The sequence below is a fragment of the Aliarcobacter faecis genome (genome assembly GCF_013201705.1).
Classification (GTDB): Bacteria; Campylobacterota; Campylobacteria; order Campylobacterales; family Arcobacteraceae; genus Aliarcobacter; species Aliarcobacter faecis.
In genome coordinates this window covers 704912-727967 of record NZ_CP053837.1, presented here as the reverse complement: position 1 = coordinate 727967, position 23056 = coordinate 704912, and the positions used below count along the sequence as shown (strand labels likewise).

The 23056-nt window shown below is 26.3% G+C and carries 21 protein-coding genes and 1 riboswitch; of the genes, 8 read left to right on the top strand and 13 right to left on the bottom strand.

The genetic code is table 11. The annotated features are described in order from the left end of the window. Nucleotides 1-12 precede the first annotated feature (12 nt). The 10 genes from AFAEC_RS03755 to AFAEC_RS03710 all read right to left on the bottom strand — a co-directional run bounded on the left by AFAEC_RS03755 (nucleotide 13) and on the right by AFAEC_RS03710 (nucleotide 11245). The gene (locus AFAEC_RS03755) at nucleotides 13-2058 is read right to left on the bottom strand and encodes an ATP-dependent helicase (protein WP_026805912.1); all 2046 of its coding nucleotides are present in this window, start codon (nucleotides 2056-2058) and stop codon (nucleotides 13-15) included. A 244-nt stretch (nucleotides 2059-2302) separates the two neighbouring features. Further along, nucleotides 2303-3526 carry an NnrS family protein gene (locus AFAEC_RS03750; RefSeq protein WP_026805913.1) on the bottom strand — a complete coding sequence of 408 codons (1224 nt, stop codon included), beginning with the start codon at nucleotides 3524-3526 and terminating at the stop codon, nucleotides 2303-2305. A gap of 125 nt (nucleotides 3527-3651) precedes the next feature. After that, nucleotides 3652-3897 (bottom strand): hypothetical protein, encoded by a 246-nt coding sequence (locus AFAEC_RS03745; RefSeq protein WP_026805914.1) that lies wholly within the window; start codon nucleotides 3895-3897, stop codon nucleotides 3652-3654. 14 nt (nucleotides 3898-3911) lie between these two features. Beyond that, nucleotides 3912-5309 (bottom strand): class II fumarate hydratase, encoded by a 1398-nt coding sequence (gene fumC / locus AFAEC_RS03740; RefSeq protein ID WP_026805915.1) that lies wholly within the window; start codon nucleotides 5307-5309, stop codon nucleotides 3912-3914. Nucleotides 5310-5436: 127 nt separating this feature from the next. Beyond that, complete coding sequence (locus AFAEC_RS03735; protein WP_172658621.1) at nucleotides 5437-6147, bottom strand: tetratricopeptide repeat protein; 711 nt, start codon at nucleotides 6145-6147, stop codon at nucleotides 5437-5439. 100 nt (nucleotides 6148-6247) lie between these two features. Continuing rightward, nucleotides 6248-6787: a thiol peroxidase Prx-SUH gene (gene prx-suh / locus AFAEC_RS03730; RefSeq protein ID WP_026805917.1), complete on the bottom strand. Its 540-nt coding sequence runs from the start codon at nucleotides 6785-6787 to the stop codon at nucleotides 6248-6250. Nucleotides 6788-6851: 64 nt separating this feature from the next. After that, complete coding sequence (locus AFAEC_RS03725) at nucleotides 6852-7679, bottom strand: CvfB family protein (protein ID WP_026805918.1); 828 nt, start codon at nucleotides 7677-7679, stop codon at nucleotides 6852-6854. A gap of 88 nt (nucleotides 7680-7767) precedes the next feature. Beyond that, a complete protein-coding gene (locus AFAEC_RS03720) occupies nucleotides 7768-8565 on the bottom strand; it encodes a metal ABC transporter permease (protein ID WP_026805919.1) in 798 nt (265 codons plus the stop codon). Between the two features lie 9 nt (nucleotides 8566-8574). Beyond that, nucleotides 8575-9315 carry a metal ABC transporter ATP-binding protein gene (locus AFAEC_RS03715; protein ID WP_026805920.1) on the bottom strand — a complete coding sequence of 247 codons (741 nt, stop codon included), beginning with the start codon at nucleotides 9313-9315 and terminating at the stop codon, nucleotides 8575-8577. 46 nt (nucleotides 9316-9361) lie between these two features. Then, a complete protein-coding gene (locus AFAEC_RS03710) occupies nucleotides 9362-11245 on the bottom strand; it encodes a sensor histidine kinase (protein ID WP_026805921.1) in 1884 nt (627 codons plus the stop codon). A 124-nt stretch (nucleotides 11246-11369) separates the two neighbouring features. On the opposite strand from AFAEC_RS03710, the gene AFAEC_RS03705 reads away from it, so the two are divergent. Both AFAEC_RS03705 and pdxH read left to right on the top strand, forming a co-directional pair. Beyond that, nucleotides 11370-11879 carry an NADPH-dependent FMN reductase gene (locus tag AFAEC_RS03705; RefSeq protein WP_026805922.1) on the top strand — a complete coding sequence of 170 codons (510 nt, stop codon included), beginning with the start codon at nucleotides 11370-11372 and terminating at the stop codon, nucleotides 11877-11879. Between the two features lie 50 nt (nucleotides 11880-11929). Then, nucleotides 11930-12568, top strand: a complete 639-nt coding sequence (gene pdxH / locus AFAEC_RS03700) for a pyridoxamine 5'-phosphate oxidase (protein WP_026805923.1) — start codon at nucleotides 11930-11932, stop codon at nucleotides 12566-12568. A gap of 4 nt (nucleotides 12569-12572) precedes the next feature. Here pdxH and AFAEC_RS03695 read toward each other — a convergent pair whose 3' ends face one another. From AFAEC_RS03695 to AFAEC_RS03685, 3 genes are read right to left on the bottom strand one after another with little or no spacing between them, the layout of a single operon-like run. Next, nucleotides 12573-14699 carry a sensor domain-containing diguanylate cyclase gene (locus AFAEC_RS03695; RefSeq protein ID WP_026805924.1) on the bottom strand — a complete coding sequence of 709 codons (2127 nt, stop codon included), beginning with the start codon at nucleotides 14697-14699 and terminating at the stop codon, nucleotides 12573-12575. Between the two features lie 55 nt (nucleotides 14700-14754). Next, complete coding sequence (dbpA, locus tag AFAEC_RS03690; RefSeq protein WP_026805925.1) at nucleotides 14755-16119, bottom strand: ATP-dependent RNA helicase DbpA; 1365 nt, start codon at nucleotides 16117-16119, stop codon at nucleotides 14755-14757. Next, nucleotides 16116-16664, bottom strand: coding sequence for a DedA family protein (locus AFAEC_RS03685; protein WP_026805926.1), 549 nt, complete (start codon nucleotides 16662-16664; stop codon nucleotides 16116-16118). The genes dbpA and AFAEC_RS03685 overlap by 4 nt, the downstream gene beginning before the upstream one ends. A gap of 248 nt (nucleotides 16665-16912) precedes the next feature. Here AFAEC_RS03685 and AFAEC_RS03680 point away from each other — a divergent pair, with 248 nt between their 5' ends. From AFAEC_RS03680 to thiC, 6 genes are all read left to right on the top strand, one after another. Continuing rightward, nucleotides 16913-17776 carry a PAS domain-containing protein gene (locus AFAEC_RS03680; protein ID WP_051489023.1) on the top strand — a complete coding sequence of 288 codons (864 nt, stop codon included), beginning with the start codon at nucleotides 16913-16915 and terminating at the stop codon, nucleotides 17774-17776. Continuing rightward, nucleotides 17760-18998, top strand: a complete 1239-nt coding sequence (locus AFAEC_RS03675; RefSeq protein WP_323848058.1) for an EAL domain-containing protein — start codon at nucleotides 17760-17762, stop codon at nucleotides 18996-18998. Before AFAEC_RS03680 ends, AFAEC_RS03675 begins: the two co-directional genes overlap by 17 nt. A gap of 21 nt (nucleotides 18999-19019) precedes the next feature. Then, nucleotides 19020-20420: a methyl-accepting chemotaxis protein gene (locus AFAEC_RS03670; RefSeq protein WP_026805927.1), complete on the top strand. Its 1401-nt coding sequence runs from the start codon at nucleotides 19020-19022 to the stop codon at nucleotides 20418-20420. 9 nt (nucleotides 20421-20429) lie between these two features. Further along, nucleotides 20430-20828 (top strand): PAS domain-containing protein, encoded by a 399-nt coding sequence (locus AFAEC_RS03665; RefSeq protein ID WP_026805928.1) that lies wholly within the window; start codon nucleotides 20430-20432, stop codon nucleotides 20826-20828. A 58-nt stretch (nucleotides 20829-20886) separates the two neighbouring features. After that, a riboswitch (TPP riboswitch) is annotated at nucleotides 20887-20985 on the top strand. A 130-nt stretch (nucleotides 20986-21115) separates the two neighbouring features. Continuing rightward, a complete protein-coding gene (locus AFAEC_RS03660) occupies nucleotides 21116-21664 on the top strand; it encodes a spermine/spermidine synthase domain-containing protein (protein WP_026805929.1) in 549 nt (182 codons plus the stop codon). A gap of 9 nt (nucleotides 21665-21673) precedes the next feature. Then, complete coding sequence (thiC, locus tag AFAEC_RS03655; RefSeq protein ID WP_034216447.1) at nucleotides 21674-23035, top strand: phosphomethylpyrimidine synthase ThiC; 1362 nt, start codon at nucleotides 21674-21676, stop codon at nucleotides 23033-23035. Nucleotides 23036-23056 lie beyond the last annotated feature (21 nt).

Here is a 23056-nt window from a genome sequence, read left to right as displayed (position 1 = left end):
ATTTTCCTATACTTACTGTTGTGGTTCATCATCTGTTTTCATTCCAGCTTCTGTTAAAAAAGGGCTTGCCACAAAGGTTAATTTCTTTATTTTGTCATATTTTGCATAAGATAGATATAAAATATCTTTTGCTCTTGTAACTGCAACATAAAAAAGTCTTCTCTCCTCTTCCAAACTTCCACCTTTACTCATAAGTTTTCTATTTGGAAATCTTCCATCCATTAAATCTATTACATAAACTTCTTTAAACTCTAAACCTTTACTTGCATGTATTGATAAAAGATTTACTCCTTCACCTTCACTAAGTTCACTTCCACCCAAAATCATAGAGTTTATAAACTTTGATAAATCAGAAAAATTTTTAGCTAAATTTTTAAGTAACATAGCTTTTCTATTTATCTTTGCTAAAGCCTTTGTTTTTTGTATAGGATTTACTTCTCCATCTTTTTGTGTAGCTCTTTTTGTCGATAACATATCTTTTATTTTTGAATAAGCCATTGATGAACTTATCATAGAGAGTAAATTTTCAGGATTTTTTGTTCTTCTTAACTGTTTAAAAAGTAAATATATATCATAAATATATTTTGCACCATCAATATTTAGTTTTGGATGTTTTAAAATAGGATTTGCTAAAAAACTCTCTTCAAAATTACAATCTTTAAATTTAGAAATACTTCCAAGCTCCATAAAATCATCAAAAAGTCCAAGTTGCTGGTTCTTTACCCTACTCTCATAGGGATTATTTATATTTTGATTTGGTTGAAAAAAACCATTTAATAAATTACCCTCTCCTAATTTTATAAGTGCATCAAAAATATCTTTTGCTATTGCTTTTCCTATTCCTTTTCCATGCTCAATTATATGAATAAATGCCATCATATCATTACTTGAAATTTGTAAAACTAAAACATCAAGAAGAAATTTAACCTCAATAGCATCGAAAAAGCTCATTCCGCCTTTTCTTTTTGCAGGAATTGAAAACTCTCTTAAATTTGCCTCTATTCCATCTGCACTTGAGTTATTTCTATAAATTATTGCTATTTCACTATGAGGAGTTGTTGATTTTGATATTAACTCAGAAATATACTCATATTGTGAAAAGAGTTCATTAAAAACTAAAAGTTTTGGCTGATGAATATTTTGTTCTCTTACAACTTCTAGTTTTTTAGGATAAACTCTTTCATTAAACTCAATAACTTTAGTAGCTAAATCTAAAATAGGTTTTGTAGAACGATAATTTCTTTTAAGAGTAAAAACATTTGCATCATTATATCTTTTTGCAAAAGTAGAGATAATTCCAATATCAGAGCCATTAAAAGCATAAATACTTTGATCATAATCTCCAACACAAAAAAGAGATTTTGGTCTAAAAGCATCTAAAAGTCGTCCTTGTAAAGGATTTGTATCTTGATATTCATCTACAAGTATCTCTTTAAAAGCAAAATCTTTATCTTTTAAAACTTCAAGCATAGTTGTAAGTAAATCATCAAAATTTACATAACCATACTCTTTTTTTAGAGTATTAAACTCCTCTATAACATCTTCATAAATTAGAGTATATGTTTCATGAGCTGGACTTTTCTCTTTTATCCAAGAGGTAAAATCTTCACTATTATTTGAATTTAAATATAAAGAGTAAATATCATATAAATATCCACCATCATAAGGATTTGCTTCCTCATTTCTATCCATAAAAACTCTTTTTTCATAAATAGATTTAAATAGTGTTTTAAGCTCATTTGGTTGTTTTAAAGTAATATTTACTTCCAACTCTTTTAAAAGTTTATATGAAACAGAGTGAAAAGTTCCAGCCATAATCTCTTTTGCTATCTCTTTTGAGAAAATTTTAGAGACTCTATTTATCATCTCAACTGCAGCTTTATTTGTAAAAGTAAGTAATAAAATCTCTTTTGGTTTGACACCATTATTTATTAAATGTGCAATTCTTCCAACAATTGTTGATGTTTTCCCAGTTCCTGCACTTGCAATTATTAAATTATATCCACTTTGGCAAGTTGCTGCAGTTAGTTGTTCTTCATTTAGATTTGATAATGGCATAAATAAGGCTTATATATTTTGTTTAAAAAGTAAAATCATTTTGAAATAGTATTATAATGGGAGTTAAATATAGATAAAAAAAAAGAGAGTCGCCTAGGGGAAGCGACTCTCTTCATACACAAGGAAACATAAAAATTATCTATTTAAGAAACTTATCTTAAAAAAATATTTTCTATAAATTAAGTTAATTAATCAACTTAACTTATATTGAAATTATATACAAAAAAGATTAATCGAAAATTAATCAAGCTTTCCATTTTGGTTTTTCTTCTACTTTTTTTTCATTTTCTACTAAAATTACTACATATCTACTAGACCAAATAATTAAAGTTGCTACTAATAAAAGTGCTGTAACATCAATTAATAATGTATAATTTAGATTTAAATTAGAGCTAATTGAAGTAAAAATTCTAAAAAAAGCCAGAATTTGTACAGAAATAAAAATTATTATTGAGAAATTATCTGTCTGTATTTTTCTTCCAGAGTGTCCTAAAATAACTCTTGTTCCAAATCCAATTAAAACTGTTACAAAATATCCAATAGCTAAAGTATGAATTACAGCTTTTTCAAAGAAAAACTCTGGGTTTATAAATACCATAATACCTTCAATAATAGAGATTAAAAAGGCAATAGGAATCCAAAAAAGACCTAAATGTAAAATCCAAACAATTGGTGGCATTTGGAAAATAGGAAGTTTCCATCGTATTAACTCTTTAGAAATAAAAATAAAAAGTGGAATATCTGCTATTAAATTTAATTTTGGATTATCAAAACTTAATAAAAAAACTTTTAAAATAAGTAATAAACAAAGAATATCAAGAAGTTTTGGAGTTTTATTTATAATATATTCTGGAGCCATAACTCTTGTAAAAAAGGGGATCATTCTTTGAGAAATTGTAAAAATAATCATAAATAAAAATAGATAAAATCCACTATTTATTGCAATTCTTGAAACTAAATAAGATGAACTAAAATCAAACTGTGAAACTATAAATAACAAATGAGATACAAGTCCAGCTGCAAAAGAGATTAAAACCCATTTTGTATCAGTTTTATCTTGCATAATACTTTTTTTATGAATAGAATAAAGTAGCTTAAAACTCAAAACTTGTGCAAATAAAAGTAAAATTTGGAATAAAAAAACAAATTTTGGGAAAAAGATTATAGAGATAAAAATTCCAATACTTCCTATAAAATATATATGAAATTGGTTCATATACTCTTGAACTTCTATTTCACTTTGCATCAAGAATTTTGGGAAAACTACAAATAAAAATCCTAAAAAGAACTGAATAAATACAACAAAAATTAAACTATATGCATGATAAGTTAAAAGATTTAAATCTAAATCCAAAATATTTGAATAACTCAAAAAGAATAAAAGCATAAATAGTGTAAAAAAAAGAATTCCATTTGTAAAAAATGGTTGATGTGGTTGTGATGAAAATTTTTTATACCACGAACTCATAAAAATCTCCTAAATTTAAATTATTTGATTTTAACCTTTTATTACAAAATTTTACTTGATTTTGGGCAAGAAAGCCTTATTTATAGATATTTGATAAAAGAAGCAACAAAAAGTTGCTCCTTTCTTTAATTATATTTTGAGTGTTTAAGAAGATTTACATACCAATCTTCACTAGCATCTTCATCTTCTAAATCTTTTAAGACAATTTCTAACTCATTATCTATCATATTTAGCTCTTCTATTTTATCTTCAGGGATAAAAAGAACTTCTATACAATAATCAAATAGTTGTTCATCACAAACAACTATCTCCTCCATTCCCCAACCTTCCTCAAACTCATCAACCAAGAAAACTTTTTCTAACTCTTTCAATCATATCTCCGTAATTATAAACTAGGTTTAATCATATCTTCTGGTTTTACATAAGAGTCAAACTCTTGCTCACTTAAAATTCCAAGATTTAATGCTTCTTGTTTAAGTGTTGTCCCATTTTTATGAGCTGTTTTTGCAATTAAAGCTGCTTTTTCATAACCAATATATGGATTTAATGCAGTTACAAGCATTAAAGAGTCATTTAAATATTTATTTATATTTGTTAAATTTGGTTCAATTCCAACTGCACAATTATCATTAAATGCAACCATTGTATCACTTAAAAGTCTAATTGATTGAATTATATTTAGAGCAATAACAGGTTTAAATACATTTAATTCAAAATTTCCTTGACTAGCAGCTATACTTATAGTTGAGTGATTTCCCATAACTTGAACAGCAACCATTGTCATAGCTTCACTTTGAGTTGGATTTACTTTTCCAGGCATTATTGAACTTCCTGGTTCATTTTCAGGTATAGTAATCTCTCCTATTCCACATCTAGGTCCACTTGAAAGCCATCTTATATCATTTGCAAATTTCATTAAATTTGAAGCAAGGGCATTTAAAGCTCCACTTAAAAATACTTCTCCATCATGAGATGTTAAAGCATGAAATTTATTTGGATGAGATTTGAAAGCATATTTTGTTTTTGTTAAATCATTTAAAGCATCACAAACCATTGGTGAGAAATCTGGATGTGAATTTAATCCAGTTCCAACAGCAGTTCCTCCAATAGCAAGTTCAACAATATATTTCATTGAATCATCAATTTGAGCTAATGCTTTATCTAACATATCAACATAAGCTGAGATCTCTTGCCCTAAAGTCAAAGGAGTTGCATCTTGAAGATGAGTTCTTCCAATTTTTACAATATTTTCAAACTCTTTTACTTTTTTCTCTAAAGTTGTTTTTAAAATATTTATAGCTGGAATTAATCTTTTTTGTACTTCAAGAACAAAAGCAACTCTCATTGCAGTTGGATAAGTATCATTTGAACTTTGACCTTTATTTACATCATCATTTGGATGAATAGGTTTTTCAACTCTAAAATCTTTTCCTAAAAGTTCACTTGCTCTTGAAGCGACTACTTCATTTATATTCATATTTGATTGAGTTCCTGATCCAGTTTGCCAAACAACTAAAGGAAACTCTTTTGATAAATCACCTTTTATAACTTCATCACAAGCCTTACAAATAACATCAGTTTTAACATCATCTAATCTTTTTAGTTTATTATTTACAATTGCACAAGCCTTTTTTAGATAAGCAAAACCTTCAATAATTTCTCTTGGCATTTTTTCATCACCAATTGGAAAATTTTCCAAACTTCTTTGAGTCTGAGCTCCCCAATATTGATTATTTGGAACTTTTATCTCTCCCATAGTATCTTTTTCTATTCTATAATCCATTACACTTCCTATTTATATGATATAAGTTATCATTATTATATATTATTTCTTAAATCTTCATTTATCTAAATAATTTTTAGAAAATTTTTTTACATAAAATGTATAAAAAGACATTCCTATTTAAAATTTAAAGTTTATTAGACTCTTCACAAGCTTTTTCATTATTCAAAGAACAAGCTTTATCAAAATAAAATTTTGCTTGACTTTTATTTACAGCAAAAAACTTTCCATCCAAATATGCAACACCTAAATTAAAACAAGCATTTGAATATCCTAAATCACAAGACTTTTGATATAAATTCACAGCTTTTAAAGGTGATAACTCCACACCCTCTTCATTATAATATTTAAAAGCAAGATTATAACAAGCCTTTGCATGTTCTAAATTACAAGCTTTTGTAAGGAAATCTACATTTTTAAAATTATCACCTTGATTTTCAAAAATAGCTGATAGGTTAAAACAAGCACTAGCATTTCCTTCTTCACAAACTTTACTATATAGACTCATTGCTTTATCTACATTTTGATTTACTCCCAAACCTTTCTCATCCATAAAAGCAAGATTAAAACATGCTTGATTATGTCCTTCATTACACGCTTTTGTAAAAAATTCATAAGCTTTTGGATAATTTTTGGCAATATTATTACCTTGAAAATACATCAAACCCAAATTATAACAACCAGCAAATGCACCTTTTTGACAAGCACTATTAAATATATTTGCTGCTTCTAAAACATTTCCTTTTTCAAGTTCCAAAACCCCATCTTCAACCATTGAAGCATTAGAAAATGAGAGACTTAACATTAAAACAAACATAGATTTAATTATTTTTTGCATAAACAATCCTTTCTTTGGAGATTTAAACAATATTACAACTTTTTAATTAATAATAGATAAAAAAAGAGTTTAGGCAAGAAAATCTTGCCTAAAAGTTTTATTAGTGGCAGCTTCCACAACAAGCTGTTGATGTAGCTTCAAGAGCTGCAACTAAAACTGCATCATAATTTGGCTCATCTGTAATTTCAGGAACAATCTCTTTATAAGTAATTTTTCCTGAAGGATTTACAATAAATACTGCTCTTGCAGTTAATCCAGCCAATGGTCCATTTGCTTGTAAAACTCCATAAGATTTTGCAAATGCTTTTGCTCTAAAATCTGAAGCAACTTTTACATTTGTTGTTCCTTCTGTTGCACAAAATCTTTTCATAGCAAATGGTAAATCCATAGATACAATAATTATATCAGCATGAGAAATTTTTGCTGCTTCATCATTAAATCTTTTTGCCTCTTTTGCACAAACACCAGTATCTAGTGATGGAACTGCTAAAATAATTTGAGCCTTTCCTTGTTGTCCACCAATTTGAATATCACTTAAATCAGCAGCAACTCCAGTAACTACTGGAGCAATATCACCCACATTTAACTCTGTACCACTTAAGTTTACATCAACTTCACCGTGAAATTTTACTGTTGCCATAAAATATATCTCCTTTTTTAATTAAAATATCTTGTAATTATATTCAATTAGGATAAAGTTTGTCTTAATTAAAAAGCTTAATTTTATCCTCTTCCAAAATAATCTTTTTCTCTTCCAAAAGCTTTGTTAATGTTGCTTTAAAAGACTTTTTACTCATAGCAAAAACTCTTTTTATATCTTCTACATCACTTTTATATGTAAAATTTATACTTCCCCCACTATTTTTTAAAATTTCAATAATTTTATTATCATCTATTTTTTGCCCTATTTTTTGCAAACTAATATCTAATTTATTATCATCTCTTACTTTTTTAACATAAGCTCTTTTTTTATCACCAATTTTTAGATTTTCAAAAACTTCAGAGTGGAAAATCATACCCTCATAAAGATTATTTACAATTACTTTAAATCCTAGTGGAGTTTTTGAGTATAAAATTATCTCTACTTCATCATTTTGTTTTAAATTTTTTGGCTCTTTTTCTAAAATATATTTTTCACTTGCAATTAATCTTTTTGTTTTTTCATCAAACTGCATTTGTAAAACTTTATATGCACCAACACTAAAACTTCCTTTTTGCCTATTTTTTGGAACTAATAAATCTTTTGCTAAACCAATATCAACAAAATATCCAAATTTTGCACTATCAACTATTTTTAAATTTGCAAACTCATTTAGATATAAATATGGTTTTAATGTAGTAGCTACAAGCCTATCTTCACTATCAGTATATATAAAAACATCAATTAAACTATCTATTTGCATAGTTTTATTTACATAAGCATTTGGTAATAGAACTTCTGTTTCATCACCACTTATTAGATAAATTCCAGGTTCACTAACCCTATTTACTTTTAAAGTATTTATAACACCTTGTTCTATTTTTTGATCTATTTTTTTCATTGGTTTTTCCGTCTTTCATTTTTATTTTTTTAATATTTTATTTATTGACTCTTTTTATTATAGGAGTATAATCTATAAATCAACTCCTTTTAAAAAGCTTTACAATAGCCAAAGCAACAACGCTAACCATTATTATACTAGCTCCTGAGCTAATATCATATACATAAGAAATAACTAGCCCATATAGTGTAAATATTGTAGCTAAAATTGAGCTAATAATCATCATATTTGATAATTTATTTGCAAATGTTTCTGCTAAATATGTTGGAATTGTAAGAAGTGCAATAACCAAAATAAGTCCAACTGCTTTAATTGCAGCAACAACACATAAAGCTGATAAAATGAGTATTAATGTATAAAAAAACTTTACATTTATTCCTCTAAGTCCTGCAAACTCACTATCATAAGATACTGCTAAAATCTGTTTATAAAAGAATAGAACTATTACTATAATAAAAATATCAAGCAAAGTCATATAAATTAAATCATCATTTGAAACTGCAATTATACTTCCAAACAAATAACTCATTAAATCTACATTATATCCTGGACTTAAGTCTATAAAAACTATCCCTATTGCCATTCCACTTGCCCACATCATACCAATTATTGCATCTATTCGGCTCTTATTTTTTAATGTAATAATTGCAATTAAAATAGCTGTAATACAAGCAAAAACAGTAGCTCCAAATAGAACTGGTATTCCTAAATATATTGCAATTCCAATCCCACCATAAGCACTATGAGCAATTCCACCTGTAAGAAATGTAACCTTATTTACTACAACCAAACTTCCAATAATTCCTGCTGCAATTGAGATTAAAATCCCTGCAAGTATCGCATTTTGTATAAAATCATATTGTAAAATCTCAAACACCTTTTACCCCTAATGAATATGATTACAACACATTTGTGTTTTTCCTAAAGCTGATAAAAGTTCAACTTCACATAAATGATCATCACTAAGTGTAACATCTCTTTGAATATCTTTTAAACTATGATAAACCAATGACCTATTTACATGAGCAACATCTTTTGCATAATTTAAAAGTATCGATAAATCATGGCTTACAACAACAATTGAAATAGATTTATTTAAATTTTTTAAAAGTTCATAAATATCTTGTTGCCCTTGGACATCAATACTTGCTGTTGGTTCATCTAACATTAAAATCTTAGGACTTGAACATAAAGCTCGTGCAATAAATACTCTTTGTCTTTGACCTCCACTTAAAGTTCCTATTTTTTTATTTGCAAAATCTTCCATTCCAACTTGTTTTAAAGAGTTTAAAGCACAAGAAATATCCTCTTTTGCATATCCCAATAACTTTCTTTTTCTCTTTATATGTCCCATTAAAACTACTTCCAAAGCAGTTATAGGAAAATCTATATTTAAATTTGTATTTTGAGGTACATAACCAACTTCACTATTTTTTATATTTTTTATTAATTTTCCATTTTGAAGGGGTAATAACTCTAAAATAAGCTTAAGAAGTGTTGATTTTCCTCCACCATTTGGTCCAATAATAGCTAGAAAATCACCATCTTTTATTGTAAGATTTATATTTTCTAAAGCCTTTGTATTTCCATAAGAGTGTGATAAATTTTCTATTTGTATTAAATTCATATTAACCTTTTTCTGCAACTTGGTTGCAATATTATCAGAAAATTAATTAAAGATTTAAAGTAATAGTAAATTCAGCCCCTCTATACTTCTCTTTATTATAATTAAAGTCAACATTTCTCACACTTATTTCACCATTTAACTGTAAAATAATCTCTTGAGTTATATAAAGCCCTATTCCTGTCCCTTGAGTTTTCTCTTTTGTTGTAAAATATGGGTTAAATATTTTAGATAAATTCTCTTTTCTTACACCACCAGCATTATCTTTTATCACAATTTTCAACTGATTATTATTTTTATTTATATCAATAAATATATATTTATCATAATCTTTATTGATTAACTCATCTCTTGCATTATTTAATATATTAATCAAAGCTTGAATTAACTCATTTTCATAAGAAAAAACTTCAATATTTTGAACATCTTTTATAATAAAAATATCTTTTGTATTTAGTTGAACAGATATTAAATCCAAAGTTTTTGATAGAGTATGAGAAATCATAAATTTCTCTTTCTCTTTATTTGGACTGAAGAAATTTCTAAAGTCATCTATCGTTTGAGATAGATATGAAGCCGAACTATTTATTTTTTTTGCACTATTAACAAAAAACTCATCAGTTAAATTTCCCATCTCTTTTTGTATCAGCATTCCACTTGTTGCTGCAGTTATAACTGATAGTGGTTGCCTCCATTGATGAGCAATATTTCGTATCATCTCTCCCATAGTTGCCATTTTTGATTGCTGAAAAAGTAAAGCTTGCCGACTTCCTAATTCATCTTTATAATCTATAAATTTTTTCTCAATATATTTTGATACATAAAAAGAGATAATTAATAAAAATATTATTAAAATAATACTAGCTAATAAAATATTTTTTAAGTTTATATCAAAATCACTATCAAGCCTTTTTTTCATCTCAATTATTTCAAAATTTACATCATCTTCATAAAATGAGGAACCTATAATCCAATTCCATCCAGAAATAGCCTTTACATAGCTAATTTTATTTACTTTATAATCTATATTTGAATTATTATATCTCTCTTCATACCTATAAAAATTATCATTATTCGAATTTGCAATTTTTATCATAGCTTCAATATTATCTTCTCTGGAAGCTAAAATATCCTCCATTTTATATTTTGTATGTACAATTTTTTGCTCTTCACTTAAACAAATCCCATCATTTGTCATAATAAATATATAACCATTTTTACCAAATTTTATACTATTTACATAATCAAGAACTCTTTTTTGGACATTTTCATTGTACTCATCAAAATACTCTCCTGTTCCAATCGCAAAATTTAATGGTTCAAAATATTTATAGAAGGCAATTTTTCTTGAAGATAGATTTGTAACTGGATTTTTCCAATAATATTCATCAAATCTTTCACCTTTATTATCTATTGTGTCAACAATTGTTTTTACAAAAGCATATCCTTTATCATCTACATGATTTAGAAAGTTTTTTCCTTCATCTTTCTTATCAAGTGGTAATAAAAGTTTATTACCTAAAGCATCATCAATATAAAAATAACCTCTTCCATCGTTATATCTTATCTTCTCAAGAGAAACTTTTATAAGTTCAAGAATTTCATCTTTACTTTTTATATTTTTATATTTTTCATATAGATTTGAAGCTATTGCGTGAGCTTCATAAACTCTACTTTTTATACTATTTTTAAGATTATTTTCTGCATTCTCTTGAATATATTTTATATAAAAATAAGCTCTATTTACTTCATCTTTTATTAAATCTGCATTTTGTAAATAAAATTTTTGTTCCAACTCTTCTTTAGAATTTAAAAATACTCTTTTATTTTCTAAGTATAAAAAGAATACTAGAACAGAAGTTATAAAAAGAATTAAAACTATAGGTGAGTATTTTATTATTTTTAAAAGCTGTTCTTCTTTTTCTTTGTCCATTTCAATGTTTCCAAGTATATAATTTAGTTATCATTATATATTATTTTTTATAAAACCTACTTTATTATTTAATTTATCTTAATAGGTTATAATCATTTTTTAAAAATTTTATAAGGAAAATAGTATGTCAAAAATAGGAATTATAGTTTCAAGTTCAAATAATAATTTAAAACTAGGTTTAAAATTTCAAGAATTAGCAAAAGATTTAAATATAGAAACAGATCTTATAAATTTGGTTGATTATAATCTTCCACTTTATAGTACAAATGAAGAAGAAAAAAATGGAATTCCAGAATCTGCTTTAGATTTAGCAACAAAAATCATGGATTTAAAAGCTTTTATTATAATTGCTCCTGAATATAATGGTGTTATGCCTCCTGTGTTAAACAATGCAATGGCTTGGACTTCAAGAGCAACAAAAAATTGGAGAGATGCTTTTAATGATAAAGATGTAGCTCTAGCTACTCATAGTGGTGGAGGTGGACAAAAAGGACTTCAAGCCATGAGAATTATGTTCCAACACTTAGGAGCAAATATTCTAGCAAGAGAGATTTTAACAACTTACGAAAAATCATTAAATGAAGATAATGCAAAAACAATTTTGATAAAACTAGCAAAATTATCAAACTCATAAGAGAAAAACTCTTATGAGAACAAATATTTTAAATCCTTAAAGGAGATAGCATGGATATTACAAATATTAGAGGAAAATATACTACTAAAGATTTTGATATAAAAGATTTAGATAAAAACCCATTTAAACAGTTTGAACTTTGGTTTAATGATGCAATAACAGAAAATCTTCCTGAACCAAATGCCTTTACCCTTGCAACAACTGGTTTAAATATGATGCCTTCAGTTAGAACTGTCTTACTAAAATATTTCAGTGAAAAAGGTTTTGTATTTTTCACAAATTACGATAGTAAGAAAGCAAAACAAATAGATGAGAATCCAAATGTTGCAGCTCTTTTTACATGGCTCGTAATGGAGCGTCAAATAAAGATAGAAGGAAGTGTTGAAAAAATATCAAAAGCAGACTCTTTAAAATATTTTTTAAGTCGTCCAAAAGGTAGCCAACTTGGAGCTTGGGTTTCAAGACAAAGTGAGGTTATAAGTTCAAGAGCTCTATTAGAGCAAAAATTCAATGAAATGAAAAATAAATTCTTAAATAAAGAGATACCTTTCCCATCTTTTTGGGGAGGATATATCATAAAACCTATAAGAATTGAATTTTGGCAAGGTGGAGAAGATAGACTTCATGATAGATTTTTATATGAACTTCAAGAAGATAACTCTTGGCAGATTAAAAGATTAGCACCCTAATTTTTTAATCTTCGAAAAGCTCAATAGAGTTTTTCCCTTGTTTTTTAGCCTCATACATAGCTGTATCAGCTTGTTTTATTAAATCTTTTACACTAACACTATCATCATTAAATAAAGTTATTCCTATACTTGGAGTTGAAATATTTATATGTCCTTCAATATACTCTATACTATTTAGAGCATTTTTTATTTTTGTTGCTAAATATTTAATATTTCTTCGAGCTTCATCTTTTGTAGAACCTAAATTATCAAGTAAAATTACAAACTCGTCTCCACCAACTCTTGAAACAGTATCCTCTTCTCTAATACTCTCTTTCATTTTCTTTGCAACATTTATTAATAAAACATCTCCTATATCATGTCCTAAAGTATCATTTATAACTTTAAAATTATCCAAATCTATAAAAATCAATCCTCCAATTATCTTATGCCTTGTAACTTTTCTAATAGCTTGTTCTATTCTATCTGTTAATAAAAGCCTATTTGGAAGTCCTGTTAAATTATCATGTGTTGCTTGATACTCTAAAACTTTCTCTTTATCTTTTATCTTTCCTATATCAAAATATTGACCTAAATAGTGAGTAGTTTTTCCATTTTTATCTTTTATAGCTGTAATAGTTCCTTTTAATGGAATTATCTCATCATTTGCTTTTTTATTATATAACTCTCCACTCCAAAAACCATTAATTCTTAAATTATTCCACATATCTTCTATAAATTTATGATCTTGATGAGGAGTTTTAAAAATCCTTGGATTTATTCCCATTAACTCATCTTTTGTATATCCCATAATAGAACAAAATGCCTGATTTACTCTTACTATATTACCTTTTATATCAGTTATTAGCATAGGTTCAGCCACATCAAAAGAGTAAGAAGATAATCTTAATTCATCATCTTGAGCAACCCTTTGCTCCTCAAATTTAATCTTTTCTAAACAATGGCTTATATCACCTACTAATTTTTCAAAAAGCCCCTCTATCTCTTTATCAAAGAAATTCTTCTGTTTTGAATAGATAATCAATGCTCCAACAACATTATCAAACTCTCTTATAGGGAAAGTTGCCATTGATTTAATATCAAGCTTTCTTGCTTCATCATAAAATATTGATAAATTCTTTCTTTCAAAATTATTTATTATGATATTAGATTGCCACTTTATTGTTTTAGATACTAAATTTTCATGAGAAAGATCTTTATATTTATCCACTTGAGAGACTATTGTATCTTTAAACTCACTATTCTTTGCTGTTATATTTTTTTCAATAGCATCATAAAAAAATACAAATTTAAGATTTTCATTTTGAGCTAAAATTTCACAAATATTTATATAAAAATCTTTTTTATCATAGATTCTAATTAAAAACTTATTTACTTGACTTAAAATTTTATATATATCTTTATAATTCTTAATTTTTACAAAACTCTCTTCCTCTTTATGTACAATATTTTTTAAAACATATAAAATAGAAAAAAGAGTAATCACACTAATAATTAAAAAAATAAAACTAAAAAGTCTATCACTATAAACTTTTTCTACTTGGATATTTGAATCTGCTTCAAACAGTTCTACAACCCTTGTTAAAAAATCTTTTGTGTAATTTAGATTTGAATCTTCGCCTAAAAATTTAATAATCTTATCCATATTTAATCGTGAACTATTTAGGTAGATAAATTGTTTTGGTGAAAAGATTGAAGATAAGAAAATCTCTTTTGTTCTATCGTAATTTTCAATAACAAGCTCTGTTGTTAAATCATTTTTATCTACTCTATCTCTTATATATGTAATTAAATTTAGATTTATATCTTTACTTTCAAATTTCAACTCTAATTTTAGCTCTTTTAATAGTTTTAAAACTTCATTATAAGCTAAAGAAGTTTCTGAAAAAGCGACCTCTAATTTATCTTTGTTTCTCTGCTTTAAATAATCTAATACTGTATGTTTCTCTTTTTCTAGGGCAAAGAAAACATCTTTTGATGCTTTTACTAAATTTGCTGTTTTTTTATAAATAATTGCTTGTTTAAGTGTCTCATTTTTTTCATAAAGTATATAAGAACTATAAATTAAAATAGCTAATACAGGTAAAATAAAGATTGATAAAATTTTTAAAAAGAGCTTACTTTTAAACAAAGTCTTCCTTTAGTTATTTTTTTGATATAATACTGTTAATTCTTTAAAAATATTATTATTTCTCATATATATTATAATATTTACCTTTAATTTTTGTTTTATTTAACTTATTTAAAATAGTATCCAATTTCTCTTTATTTACTGCTACATAAGAACAAAAATCAAGAACATCTATTTTACCAATATCATCTTTATGTAAACCAATTCCAGCAGTTAAAGCTCCTAAAATATCTACTTTTCTAATTTTATGTTTTTTTCCACCATTTATAAAAATAGCTCTCAAACCTAAATCTATCTCAAAATTTGGGTTATCACGAATATCTTTTAGCTCTTTAAACTCAATATCGCTAAATATCTCTTTAAACTCTAAAGCTCTATTTTGTTCATTATTTGTATAAAAAGATATAGAAACTCCACCTTTCCCTGCTCTTGCTGTTCTTCCTATTCTATGAGTATGAATTTTTGAATTTAATGCTAAATCATAATTTATAACCAAATCTACATCATCAATATCAAGCCCACGACTTGCAACATCACTTGCAATTAAAATAGGATAAGTTTGATTTGAAAATAGAACCAAAGTTTCATCTCTTTGTTTTTGTTCCAAATCACTATGCATTGTTAAAACATCAAGTCCATCTTCAAATAAGATATCTGCTAATTTTTCACAAGTAATTTTTTGATTACAAAATATAATTGTAGATTTAGCTTCAAAACTTCTAATTAGTTTTTTAATATTTTGTGCTTTTTGGCTATCTTCTAAAGCATAAAAATCTTGCTTTATAATATTTTTCTCTTCGTTCTCAACTTCAATAAAAAGTGGGTCATTTAAAATATTTGAAGCTAAAAGTTTAATATCTTCTGTATATGTTGCAGAAAAAAGCATAGTTTGTCTATTTTTTGGTAAAAACTTTGAAACCTTCTCTATATCATCAAAAAATCCCATATCTAGCATTTTATCTGCTTCATCAAGTACAAAAGTTTCCACAAAATCTAAATTTAAATTTTTTTCATCTAAATGTTTTAAAACTCTTCCTGGTGTTCCTACAATAATATGAGCTTGATGATTTAACGAAACAACTTGAGGTTTAAAAGGAACTCCTCCACAAAGTGTAAGAATCTTTACATTATGAATATGTCTAAATAATAACCTTAAATTTTGAGCTATTTGATTTGCTAACTCTCTTGTAGGAGCTAAAAGTAGAGCTTGAACTTTAAACTCTTTGGCTCTTAATTTTTCAACGATTGGCAGAGAAAAAGCAACAGTTTTTCCACTTCCTGTTTTGGCACGTGCAATTAAATCTTTTCCTTCTAAACTACTATTTAAACTTAGTTCCTGAATCGGTGTAAGATCTATAAAACCTTGATTTTCAAGATTTTTTATAAACTCTTTACTTATATTTAATTGAGAAAATTTCACTGTTTTTTCACCTTTTTTTTACCTTTAAAACTATAAATTAAAATACCTAATACAATTAAAACTGTAAATATACCTATATACTTAAAATCATCAGCAAAACTCAAAAGAATTTTTCCTGCTGTAAAACTAAGATAACCAATAACAATAGCCCATAAAATTGAAGCAATAGCATTTAAAATCATAAATTTAAAAGGATTATATGCTGAAATTCCCATAATTAAAGGTACTAAAGTTTTAATTCCATAAATATACTTTTGAATAAATATCATAAAAGAACCATATTTTTTAAGTAAAGCTTTTATCATTGCAACTTTTCTTTTATGTTTATTTACCGTTTCATCCATATATGATTTATTATATTTTGCAAAATAGAACAAAAATTGACTACCTATAAAGTTTGAAGTAGCAGCAACTATAATAGTTATAAAAATATTTAAATCACCTGCATATGAAAAGGCTCCTGCAATAGCAAGAGCTAAAAAACCACCACCAAAAGAGTATAAAAAAAGAGCTATATAACCCCAATCTTGAATAAACTGTTCCATAAATTTCCTAATTTTTCTATAAAGTTTATATTCTATCTAAAAAGGTATAAAAATATTATTTTTTCCATTTTCATAATTTTAAAATATATTTTAACCAACATAAAAATTTTAATTATTTATTGACATTTTTCAATAAAAATAAACTTAATTTTACTATTAATTAGGATTATTTATAAAGATTTTTTTGTTATTTTGATATTATTCTGATATTATTTTAACTTTATTTATATGAAAGTGAGAAATAAATTATGAAAGATAATTATCAAATTGAAGATTTAAAAATATTTAAATATAGTTTTTTAAATTCTAGAGATGCTATGATTGTTTTTAATAATCAAGAATTTATTGCCTGTAACTATCAACTTGCAAATTTTTTAGAACTAAAATCTATTGAGGATTTTAAAGATTTAAATCCTTTTGAAATAATTCCTGTTTATCAACCTGATGGAGTACTATCTCATATAAAATTCAAAGAATATTTAGAAACTTGTAAACAAAATGGTGAAATAAAATTTGACTGGTTATATAAAACAATAACTGGTAAAGATTTATTCACTGAAGTTCTACTTAAAAAAATAGATGTTAATGGTAAAGAGTATTTTTTAGCAAAATGGTTAAATAAAAATGAGCTAAGAAAACTTGAAAAAGAGTTAAAGAAGAAAAACTCTCAAATAAAAATGAAACAAGCTTATTTAAATGAAATAGAAAATATTTTTAAAGAACAAAATATAAATAAGGAGGAATTTGCAGATACTCTATTCTTACTAAATGAGTATAAAAATGCAATAGATGAGAGTTCAATTGTCTCAAAATCAAATAAATCAGGGAAAATAACCTTTGTAAATGATAAATTTTGTGAGATTTCTGGTTATAGCAAAGAGGAACTTATAGGTAAAAATCATAACATAGTAAGACACCAAAGTATGCCAAAAGATTTTTTCAAAAATCTTTGGACAACTATATTAAATAAAGAGATTTTTAGAGGTGTAATAGTAAATAGAAAAAAAGATGGTAATCCTTACTATGTGGATACTACAATTGTTCCAATTGTTGATAAAAATGGTGAAATCATAGAGTTTATTGCTGTGACACGATATAACACAAATTTATGAAAAAGAGAAAATCATTCAAGAGCAATATATTGATGAATTAACAAAATTACCAAATAGACAAAAATTAATTAGTGATTTAAAAGATACAAAAAATGCACATCTTGTTTTAATAGATATCTCAAAGTTTAAAGATATAAATGAATTTTATGGTTATGAAACTGGTGATTTAATTTTAAAAGAATTTGCAAAAATTTTACAAAAGTTTGAAATATATGGATTAAACTACTATAAACTTTCAAATGATATTTTTGCTATTTTAGTTTTAAAATATAGTTTAATGGATTCTATTTCAAATGTATTAAACTACATTTTAGAGGAGATTGAAAATACAAAGATAGTTGTTGAAAAAGATGAGTTTTTACTACAAATATATATGGCTGTTGTAAATACACAAAATTTTGACAAACCTCTAGTAGCAGTTGAATTTGCTCTAAATTTATCAAAAAATTACCGTAAAAAAATACTATTTTTAGAAGAACATTTGGATGAATATGAAAAAATTCAGAAAAATAAAGAGTTAGTTCAAGAAATAAGAGATGCTATAGAAAATAATAATATTTTAGTTTATGGTCAAAAAATTGTAAATAATAAAACAAATAAAGAAAAATATGAAACTCTAATGAGATTAAAAACAAAAAATGGTAAAATTTTATCTCCATTTTTCTTTCTTGAAGCTTCTAAAAAGGCAAATTTATATCTTGATTTAACAAAAATATTAGTAAAAAAAGCTTGTTTCTTTTTTGAAAATAAAAATATAGAGTTTAGTATAAATCTTACAATTGAAGATATAAAAGATAAAAACACTATAAAAACTATTTTTGAAAACATAAAAGAGACAAATACAGCTTCACAAATAACTTTTGAAATAGTTGAAAGTGAAGCAATAGATGATTTTAACTTAATTGCCAGTTTTATTAAAGAAGCAAAGAATTTGGGGTGTAAAATTGCAATAGATGATTTTGGAACAGGATATTCAAATTTTGAATATATTATTAAACTTGATGTTGATTTTATTAAAATTGATGGTTCACTTATAAAAAATATAGCAAGTGATAAACATATAGAACTAGCTGTAAAAACTATAAATAGCTTTGCAAAAGTCTTAAAAATAAAAACTGTTGCTGAATTTGTACATAATGAAGAGGTTCTAAAAAAGGTTTCTGAACTTCAAATAGATTACTCACAAGGATTTTTCTTGCATGAACCTGAGTTTTTAATTTAAATTTATAAGTAGGAGAAAAAAATGTTTTTACATACATCAACAAAAAATAGGTTATATATACTAATGTTTCTTAGCCAAATAGGTTTTGCAGTTATTAGTACAGTTGCTATTTTAAGTGAACATACAATTTGGGCAATAGTTATAGTAAATATTGTATTTGCAATATTAGTTGCCTTTATTACTTATATCTTTATACAAAGAATTGTAGGTGGGATAAATAGAATAAAAGAGTACTTAGGAGATTTAATGAACTTTGTATTCTTTAAAACGAACTATATCAGAATTGCCGAATACTCAAAAAATGATGATATTGGCTTTATTTTAAGGGAATTAAATGATTATGTAGCAAAATATGATAAGGTAAGAAAAGATGATATGCATATATTAGGAGAAATAGTAATTGCTCTTGATAAAATAAGTCAAGGAATATACACAGCAAAAATCAATGCATCAACTACAAATCCTATGATTTTTACTCTTAAAAATATTGTAAATAACATGTTAGAAAAAGCAAATAAGAATATGGAAGATTTAGTTGAAATTGTTGGACTTTATGCAGATAAAGATTATAGAAAACAGATGGATATTAATCCAAAATTAAAAGGGAAAATGCTTTTAACTATGCAAAGATTAAATCAGTTGGGTGCTGAATTAAACAATAATACAAAACAAAATCTTGAAAATGGAAAACTTTTAGAAAGCTCTTCAATTCAAATGAATCAAAGTGTAAATAATCTAGCAACAAAAGCCAATGAACAAGCCAGTTCTCTTGAACAAACAGCTGCTGCACTTGAGGAGATTACAGGAAGTACAAAAAGCAACACTCAAAATGCTTCTAAAATGGCAAATTTAAGTAAAGATGTAAAAAGCTCTGTAGCAATAGGTGAAGAACTAGCAAATAAAACAGCCTCTTCTATGGAGGAGATAAATTTAAAGGTTACAGCTATAAATGAAGCTATAAGCATAATTGATCAAATTGCATTTCAAACAAATATTTTAAGTCTAAATGCTGCTGTTGAAGCAGCAACTGCTGGAGAAGCTGGAAAAGGTTTTGCTGTTGTTGCTGGTGAAGTACGAAATCTAGCAGCTAGAAGTACTCAAGCTGCTCATGAAATAAAAGATTTAGTTGAAAATGCAACTTCAAAAACAAATGAAGGTAAAAAGATATCTGATGAAATGATTAAAGGCTATCAAAATTTAAATAATCTAATCTCTGAAACAATAAATATTATTCAAAATGTAAGCATGGCTTCAAATGAACAATTAAGAGGAATAGAACAGATAAATATTGCTATAAATCTACTTGATAAAACAACTCAAGAAAACGCAGCTGAAGCATATAATGTATCCTCTATTTCACAAAATACTTTAAAAATGGCTCAACTTTTAGTAGAAGATGTAAAAACAAAAAAAGTAAATTAAGGAGAGTTTATGTCAATAAATAATAATTCAAAAGAGATAGTTTTAAAAGACCATGCATTTTTAGTAAGTGAAACTGATGAAAAAGGAATTATTACTTTTGCAAGTGATGATTTTTGTGAAGTTGCAGGATATAGTGTAGAGGAGCTTATTGGAAAACCACATAGTATTGTAAGACATCCTGATATGCCGAAAGAAGCTTTTAAAAGTTTATGGGAAACAGTAAAAAAAGGAGAAGTTTGGACTGGATATGTAAAAAATGCAACAAAAGATGGAAATTTTTACTGGGTATTTGCTACTGTTTATCCAACAATTACAAGTGAAGGGAAAAAAGGTTATCTATCTTGTAGAAGAAAAGCTACTACAAGTGAGATAGAAAAAGCTACTATTTTATACAAAACTCTAAAATAAAAGGGCTTTAATAAATTTAAAATTAATACCCTTTTAAATTCTTTATGCTAGAATACTCTTTTTATTGCGGGGGGACGCTAAAAGCGTTGAGAAGGTAAAACCTGACCCTTTGAACCTGTTGGTTAAGACCAGTGAAGGAAGCGAATTTTTAAAAATTAAATTTAATAAACTAAGTTATAGATAATCTAAATTTAATAAAAAAGGTGCTTTCAAACGAAAGTACCTTTTTTTTTACCCAAAAATCTAGCTGACAATAAAAAAAATATATCAATCTAAAGGATTTTAAAATGAAAAATAGCAAAATATTTGCTGAAATGATGGTACATATACCACTTTGTACACATATTGAAGCCAAAAATGTTTTAGTTATTGGTTCAATTAATGATGAATTAAAAAATGAGACAAAAAAACACTCTAGTGAGTCAAATTTTGAGTTTTCAGATTTATCGGCACTTGAAACTAAAGAGGATAAAAGTGTAGATATTATAATTTTAACTAATATGCGACCTGATTTAAAAATAGTATCAAATATCTATAGAGTTTTAAAAAATGATGGAATAGTTACATTTGTTTCAGAATCATTTTCAAAAAATAGTGAAGAGTTAAAAAAAGATTTAAAACTCATTGGTGAAAAATTTTGGATAGCTATGCCATTTAGTTTTGATCATACAACAACTATACTTGCTTCAAGAAAATATCATCCAACAGCTGATTTAAATCTACAAAGAGCAGATTTTTTGGAAGATATGGATTATTATAGTGCTGAAATTCATTCAGCTTCTTTTGTATTTCCAGCAAAAATACATAAAGAATTAACTGGTATTGCAAAAAGATAAGGAGAAAAGATGCAAAATATTCAAAAATTTTTAGAAGAGCATAAAAACGATAGTGTAAGAACTCAAATGTACTATGCAAAACAAGGAATTATAACTCCACATATGGAGTTTGTAGCAAAAAAAGAGAACCTTAAACCAGAGTTTATAAGAAGTGAAATAGCAAGAGGAAGACTTATAATTCCTGCAAATGTAAATCATATAAATCAAGAACCAATGGCTATTGGAATTGCATCTTCTTGTAAAATAAATGCAAATATTGGAAGTTCTGCAATAGTTAGTGATGTTGATGGAGAGATTGAAAAAGTAAATGTTTGTCTAAAATATGGAGCTGACACTATTATGGATTTAAGTACTGGTGGGGATTTAGATTTAATTAGAAAAGCCGTAATAAATCACTCAACAGTTCCTATTGGAACAGTTCCTATTTATCAAATATTACATGATGTAAAAGATAAAATAGAGGATTTAAGTATAGAAAAAATGCTTGAAGTTATCCAAAGACAAGCTGAACAAGGTGTTAGTTACTTTACTATTCACGCAGGATTTTTACTAGAATTTATGCCACATATTGCAAAAAGAAAAATGGGTATAGTTTCAAGAGGTGGAAGTTTAATGGCTGCTTGGATGATGCATTATCATAAAGAAAATCCATTTTATACTGCTTTTGATAAAATCTTAGATATTTGTAGAAAATATGATGTTTCACTTTCACTAGGAGATAGTTTAAGACCTGGTTGTTTAGCAGATGCTTCAGATGAAGCTCAACTAAGAGAGTTAAAAGTTTTAGGTGAACTAACACTTAGAGCTTGGGGAAAAGATGTTCAAGTTATGATTGAAGGACCAGGACATGTTCCATTAAATCAAATTGAAAGAAATATGAAAATAGAAAAAGAGTATTGTCATGAAGCTCCTTTTTATATTTTAGGTCCACTTACAACAGATATTGGAGCAGGATATGACCATATTTCTAGTGCTATTGGTGCTGCTGTTGGTGGATGGCATGGTGCATCTATGTTATGTTATGTAACTCCAAAAGAGCATTTAGGTTTACCAAATGCTGAAGATGTACGAAATGGAATCATTGCATATAAAATAGCTGCTCATAGTGCTGATATAGCTAGAAATAGAAAAGGTGCAAGAGATATTGATGATGCTATGAGTGATGCAAGATATGCTTTTGACTGGAATAAACAGTTTGAATTAGCACTTGATAGCGATAGAGCAAGAGAGTATCATGATGAAACTTTACCTCAAGATGTATTTAAAGAAGCAGAGTTTTGTTCTATGTGTGGACCAAAATTTTGTTCATATAAAATAACTCAAAAAATCGTACAAACTCACGGAGTTGCTATAGAAAATATGGCTGGTTAAAAAATTTAAGCTAAAGCTTTT